This is a genomic window from Trinickia sp., from assembly GCF_035492435.1.
Classification (GTDB): Bacteria; Pseudomonadota; Gammaproteobacteria; order Burkholderiales; family Burkholderiaceae; genus Trinickia.
On record NZ_DATJJF010000208.1, the window covers coordinates 1 to 5,095 of the forward strand.

The 5,095-nt window shown below is 61.1% G+C and carries 5 protein-coding genes and 1 pseudogene; 1 reads left to right on the forward strand and 5 read right to left on the reverse strand.

Annotated elements, in window-relative coordinates; genetic code table 11:
- The 5 genes and pseudogenes from VL598_RS15010 to VL598_RS15030 form a co-directional block, all read right to left on the reverse strand.
- Nucleotides 1-480, reverse strand: a pseudogene (locus VL598_RS15010) (hypothetical protein); the annotation flags it as partial.
- Between the two features lie 243 nt (nt 481-723).
- Nucleotides 724-960: a (2Fe-2S)-binding protein gene (locus VL598_RS15015; protein ID WP_325327525.1), complete on the reverse strand. Its 237-nt coding sequence runs from the start codon at nt 958-960 to the stop codon at nt 724-726.
- 170 nt (nt 961-1,130) lie between these two features.
- Entirely contained in the window at nt 1,131-2,045 is a 915-nt protein-coding gene (gene murI, locus VL598_RS15020; protein WP_325327526.1) for a glutamate racemase, read from the reverse strand.
- 121 nt (nt 2,046-2,166) lie between these two features.
- A complete protein-coding gene (gene bfr / locus VL598_RS15025) occupies nt 2,167-2,646 on the reverse strand; it encodes a bacterioferritin (protein ID WP_325327527.1) in 480 nt (159 codons plus the stop codon).
- Between the two features lie 192 nt (nt 2,647-2,838).
- Nucleotides 2,839-4,374 (reverse strand): fumarate hydratase, encoded by a 1,536-nt coding sequence (locus tag VL598_RS15030; RefSeq protein ID WP_325327528.1) that lies wholly within the window; start codon nt 4,372-4,374, stop codon nt 2,839-2,841.
- Nucleotides 4,375-4,768: 394 nt separating this feature from the next.
- Here VL598_RS15030 and VL598_RS15035 point away from each other — a divergent pair.
- On the forward strand, nt 4,769-5,095 hold a 327-nt coding region (locus VL598_RS15035), incomplete at its 3' end, for an acetyl-coenzyme A synthetase N-terminal domain-containing protein (RefSeq protein WP_325327529.1).

The window sequence follows — 5,095 nt, forward strand, 5'->3', positions numbered from 1 at the left end:
AGTAGCCGGTGCCTGTCGCTGCGCTTCTTGGCCCGGCTTGCTTGATGAGGCGTCGGTGCTCTCACGCGGCGATGCCGCGTCGGGCGTTGGATTCGCGGATGCCTCAGAGGGTGAGGGGGCAGGCGGTGGGCTCGCCGCAGGCTGTGGCGCAGGCGCGGTGGCGGGCCTCGCGTGTGCAACTGCCGGATGAGTATTGGCTCTCGCTATTGGGTGGGCCACCGGCATTGGCGCCGGCGAGGCAGAGTGGGCCGGTTGCTGAACGAGCGGGTCAGCCGACGTTTCCTGGCTCAAAAGCTGGGCCGTGATGACGGGGGATTCGAGCGCCTGAGGAAGGGGGGGCTGCCCGTTCATGCGCGCGACAGTGGCGATCAAGGCAACATGCACAACTGCGACGATCGCCGCCGCTGAGACGATACGGGAATGCGTTCCCGAAATCATGGACAAGTCTTGGTTGCTGTTCGTGTTGGATCGCAGTGTCATGATTCGGTTGGCCATAAGCGCCAAGCGCTTGGCGAGCGTCTCGATTCCGATCCTTCCCGCCGTGTTTGCGACGAGCAAGAAAGCCGTGGCACCGCCTGAAGGCCGTGTGCTGCGTGCAAACTGTCGTCACGGCAGCAAAACGCTATTGCGTCCAGCCTCATCGAGGGGTGCCCGCGGTCCCGAGGTTGGATGACGGACTTTCTTACGACAGATTACGGGGAAAGCGGAACTGGGCACGCCGTGCTAAGCGGCTTCGGGCTCATAGACGATCACGGGATGCACGGTAGCCGCAGCCTCGACGCCGCAGCGTGTCGGACATACGCCACACTGAGCCATGACCTGGCGGACCGACTCCTCACACTTGCCGCAACAGGTGGCCACGCCGAGCTCGAATTGCAGCTCATCGAACGTATCGATGCCCTCGGCGATGGCGGCCCGGATCTTCCGATCAGAGACGGTCTTGCACACACAAACGATCATGGCTAACTGCGATAGCAAACAGTAATGCGAACTATTATCATTTCGTTTGCGGCGCTTGGCAAGAGTGTTGATGCAACTTTTTTGAGCAAACCGTGGGTGCCCGCACTGTTGGCAAGCGGGGCTTGAGACGTCCTGATCAGCCGTACGGCCAGCGGGCCAGCACGTGAGCGCTACCCGCAGGCCGCCTCAGGCTCATGCTGGGTAGACGGGCGCAGCGGAATGTCGATCCGTTCCACGGCCGCGTCGAGCCCGAGCAGGCGTGCTGCGAGTTCACGAAGGTGTGCACCGTCGCTCGTCGAACAAAACCGTGGCAACAGCGCACTGGCCGGTGGGCGCGCACGCAGGCCATGGGTGTCGAGGACTCGTTCGAGTTGCCGTGCGATGGCAATGCTCGTATCAATGAGTGTGAGCCGTTCGCCGACGATGTCTCGAATCGTGGCATCGAGAAACGGATAGTGCGTGCAGCCGAGCACTAGCGTATCGGCGCCGGCTGCGAGCATTGGTTCCAGGTAGCGGGTGAGCAGTTCGCGCAGCGGGGGCGAATCGACGTCGCAACGCTCGATGGCTTCCACGAGGCCGTGTCCCGGTTGACAGATGAATCGGCAATCGGCGCCATGGCGCGCGACGAGCGCTTGAAACCGTTCGCTTCGAAGCGTTACCTGCGTTGCCAGAACGCCTGCCACACGGGTTTGGGAGTGGGTGGCGGCCGGCTTGATGCCAGGCTCGACGCCCACCACCGGGATAGCGAGCCGCTCGCGGACGAGTGCGATGGATTCGGCCGTCGCGGTATTGCACGCAACAACGAGGGCCTTTGCGCCTTGCGACATCAGCCATTCACCGATGGCCAGCGTGCGCTCGACGATAAACGCGTTGTCACGCTCGCCGTAGGGGGCGTAACGGGAATCGGCCACATAAAGCAGCGGCTCGTCAGGCATTTGGGCGCGCACTGCGCGCAGCACCGAAAGACCCCCTAGGCCGGAATCAAACACGCCTACCGGGCCATCCGCTGGGCTTGCGGCAGCGCACGCCGCAGCCGGGGAGACGCCCGTGGGCGTGCTCGCGGGCACATCTTGTTTTAGGGTCATGAGAGACGAACGCAGGACCGGAAAGCCGAAAATCGAAACCCCCCGGAAAGGGAACAACGCAATCGATAAGGAGCGCCGCGAAAAAGAAGCCGGGCTTCGGCTAATCCAAATCCGGAAATCATTACGATTCCACCGATCCCATGGCCGATTGCTGATAATTCTGGATTCCGATTTTATCGATCAATTCAAGCTGCGTTTCGAGCCAATCGATATGTTCCTCAGTGTCGTGCAGGATTGACTCGAAAATATTGCGCGAGACAAAATCGCGTACAGATTCGCAATAAACGATCGCTTCCTTGCAAGTCGATTGCGATATTTGCTCGAGCTTCAAATCGCATTCGAGGATTTCCCTCGTTTCCTCGCCGATGAGCAGCTTATGCAGGTCTTGCAGATTCGGCAGGCCACCGAGTACAAAGACGCGTTCGATCAGCATGTCGGCGTGTTTCATTTCGCCGATCGACTCATCGTACTCATGCTTGCCGAGCTTTTCGAGGCCCCAGTGCTGCAGCATCCGCGCGTGGAGGAAATACTGATTGATCGCCGTGAGTTCGTTTTTCAGCTGCGCGTTGAGGTAATCGATGACTTTCTGATCGCCTTGCATGATTTTTCCTTTGTCCCCTGTTGATTTGGCTTGCCACTGTCAACGATAAACGGTGCGACTGCAAAAGCCAAGGCCGCTTGCGCAGAACAGGCCGATTGGCCGATTGGGCGCTCCCAACGGGCCATTCAGGGGCCGTAGGAAAGCCGGACCCGAAGGTCCGGCTTGGCAAGCGGTGCCAAACGGCGAGAACTGTTATGCCGGAACGACCGGGAGTTTACCGATCTTCGCGCGCCACGCTTTGGGGCCCGTCTCGTGTACCGACGTGCCGTTCGAATCGACGGCGACCGTCACCGGCATATCCGTCACGTCGAACTCGTAGATGGCTTCCATGCCGAGATCTTCGAAGGCGAGCACCTTCGCGCCCCGGATCGCCTTCGACACCAGATAAGCGGCGCCGCCGACGGCCATCAGGTAAGCCGCCTGGTGCTTCTTGATGGCCTCGATCGCCACGGGGCCGCGCTCGGCTTTGCCGATCATGGAGATAAGCCCGGTCTGCGCGAGCATCAGTTCGGTAAACTTGTCCATGCGTGTGGACGTGGTCGGGCCGGCCGGGCCGACCACTTCGTCGCGCACCGGATCCACGGGGCCGACGTAGTAGATGACACGGTTCTTGAAATCGACCGGCAGCTTTTCACCCTTGGCGAGCATATCGGCGATGCGCTTGTGCGCCGCATCGCGACCCGTGAGCATCTTGCCTGACAGCAGCAGCGTCTGGCCTGGCTTCCAGCTCGCCACTTCTTCAGGCGTCAACGTGTCGAGATCGACACGCTTGCTCGTTTCCGTATCGGCAACCCATTGCACTTTCGGCCAGGCGTCGAGCGGCGGCGCGTCGAGCTTGGCAATGCCCGAGCCATCGAGCGTGAAGTGCGCGTGGCGCGTTGCCGCGCAATTGGGGATGATCGCGATCGGCTTCGAGGCGGCGTGTGTCGGCGCGGCCATGATCTTCACGTCCAGTACCGTCGCAAGTCCGCCGAGGCCCTGCGCGCCGATGCCGAGCGCGTTGACCTTTTCGTACAGTTCGACGCGCAGTTCCTCGATCCAGTCGCGCGGGCCACGGGCGATGATTTCCTGGATGTCGATCGACTCCATCAGCGATTCCTTCGCCATGACCATCGCTTTTTCGGCCGTACCGCCGATGCCGATGCCGAGCATGCCCGGCGGGCACCAGCCGGCACCCATCGTGGGGACCGTCTTCAAGACCCAGTCGACGATGGAGTCCGACGGGTTCAGCATCGCGAACTTCGATTTGTTCTCGGAGCCGCCGCCCTTGGCGGCAACCTGCACATCGACTTTGTCGCCCGGCACGATCTCATAGTGAATCACCGCCGGCGTGTTGTCCTTCGTATTGTTGCGTGCGCCTTCGGGCGGGTTCACGATGGACGCGCGCAGCACGTTGTCCGGATTGAGATAGCCGCGCCGTACGCCCTCGTTGATCATATCGGTCACGCTCATTGACGCAGGACCGTTTTCGCTGCCCCACCGCACGTCCATGCCGACCTTGACGAAGACGGTCACGATGCCGGTGTCCTGGCAGATCGGACGACGGCCTTCGGCGCACATGCGGCTGTTTGTCAGAATCTGGGCGATAGCGTCCTTCGCGGCCGGGCTTTCTTCCAACTCGTAAGCGCGGCCCAGTGCCTGAATGTAGTCGAGGGGGTGGTAGTAGCTGATGTACTGCAGTGCATCGGCAATGCTTTGAATCAGATCTTCCTGTTTGATGAGTGTCATGGCTGGATGCTGTGGGGAGGGGGGCAGCAAAATGAAGGCGCCCAATGCGGAGGCCTACATAGCATGAAACAGAAAAGCGCGTTATTGTACCGCGCTGTGCGCGAAATCGCATTTCGCATGCTGGAATGGGCGGGCGCTAGCGCCTGCGAGAAACATGCTGTGGCGTGCGGACACGCGTACGCTTTCGTACGCTGGGTAGCCGGCAAGTCACGGTATAGGAATGTGAGAAAGACGGTAAGAAAAAGACGCTGCGCAAATGCTGCGGCATAGCGCCGCCATGCCGCATCGATGAATGCGGCTGAGCGGAGCGCATTGCGTCACATGGCCGACGGGCGTTCTGCACGATCGGCACCGGACTCACGAATTTTTACGTTTGTCGATATGGGAGTAGTCGATGTCTGCGATTGAATCTGTCCTTCATGAGAGCCGCGTTTTTGCGCCGCCTGCGCAATTACAGGCACAGGCGGCGATTTCGGGCATGGATGCGTATCGCGCGCTGATGGCCGAGGCCGAGCGCGATTACGACGGCTTCTGGGCGAGGCTTGCGCGCGAGGCGCTGAGCTGGCGCAAGCCGTTTACGAAGGTGCTCGACGAGTCGAACGCGCCGTTTTACACCTGGTTCGAAGACGGCGAGCTCAACGCGTCGTACAACTGCCTGGACCGGCACGTGGAAGCAGGGCGCGGTGCGGCGACGGCGATCGTCTTCGAAGCCGACGACGGC

What these genes read in the sequence shown, in the direction of transcription:
- VL598_RS15015 (WP_325327525.1), bottom strand. Translation starts at nt 960, where the DNA reads ATGATCGTTTGTGTGTGCAAGACCGTCTCTGATCGGAAGATCCGGGCC.
- murI (WP_325327526.1), bottom strand. Translation starts at nt 2,045, where the DNA reads ATGACCCTAAAACAAGATGTGCCCGCGAGCACGCCCACGGGCGTCTCC.
- bfr (WP_325327527.1), bottom strand. Translation starts at nt 2,646, where the DNA reads ATGCAAGGCGATCAGAAAGTCATCGATTACCTCAACGCGCAGCTGAAA.
- VL598_RS15030 (WP_325327528.1), bottom strand. Translation starts at nt 4,374, where the DNA reads ATGACACTCATCAAACAGGAAGATCTGATTCAAAGCATTGCCGATGCA.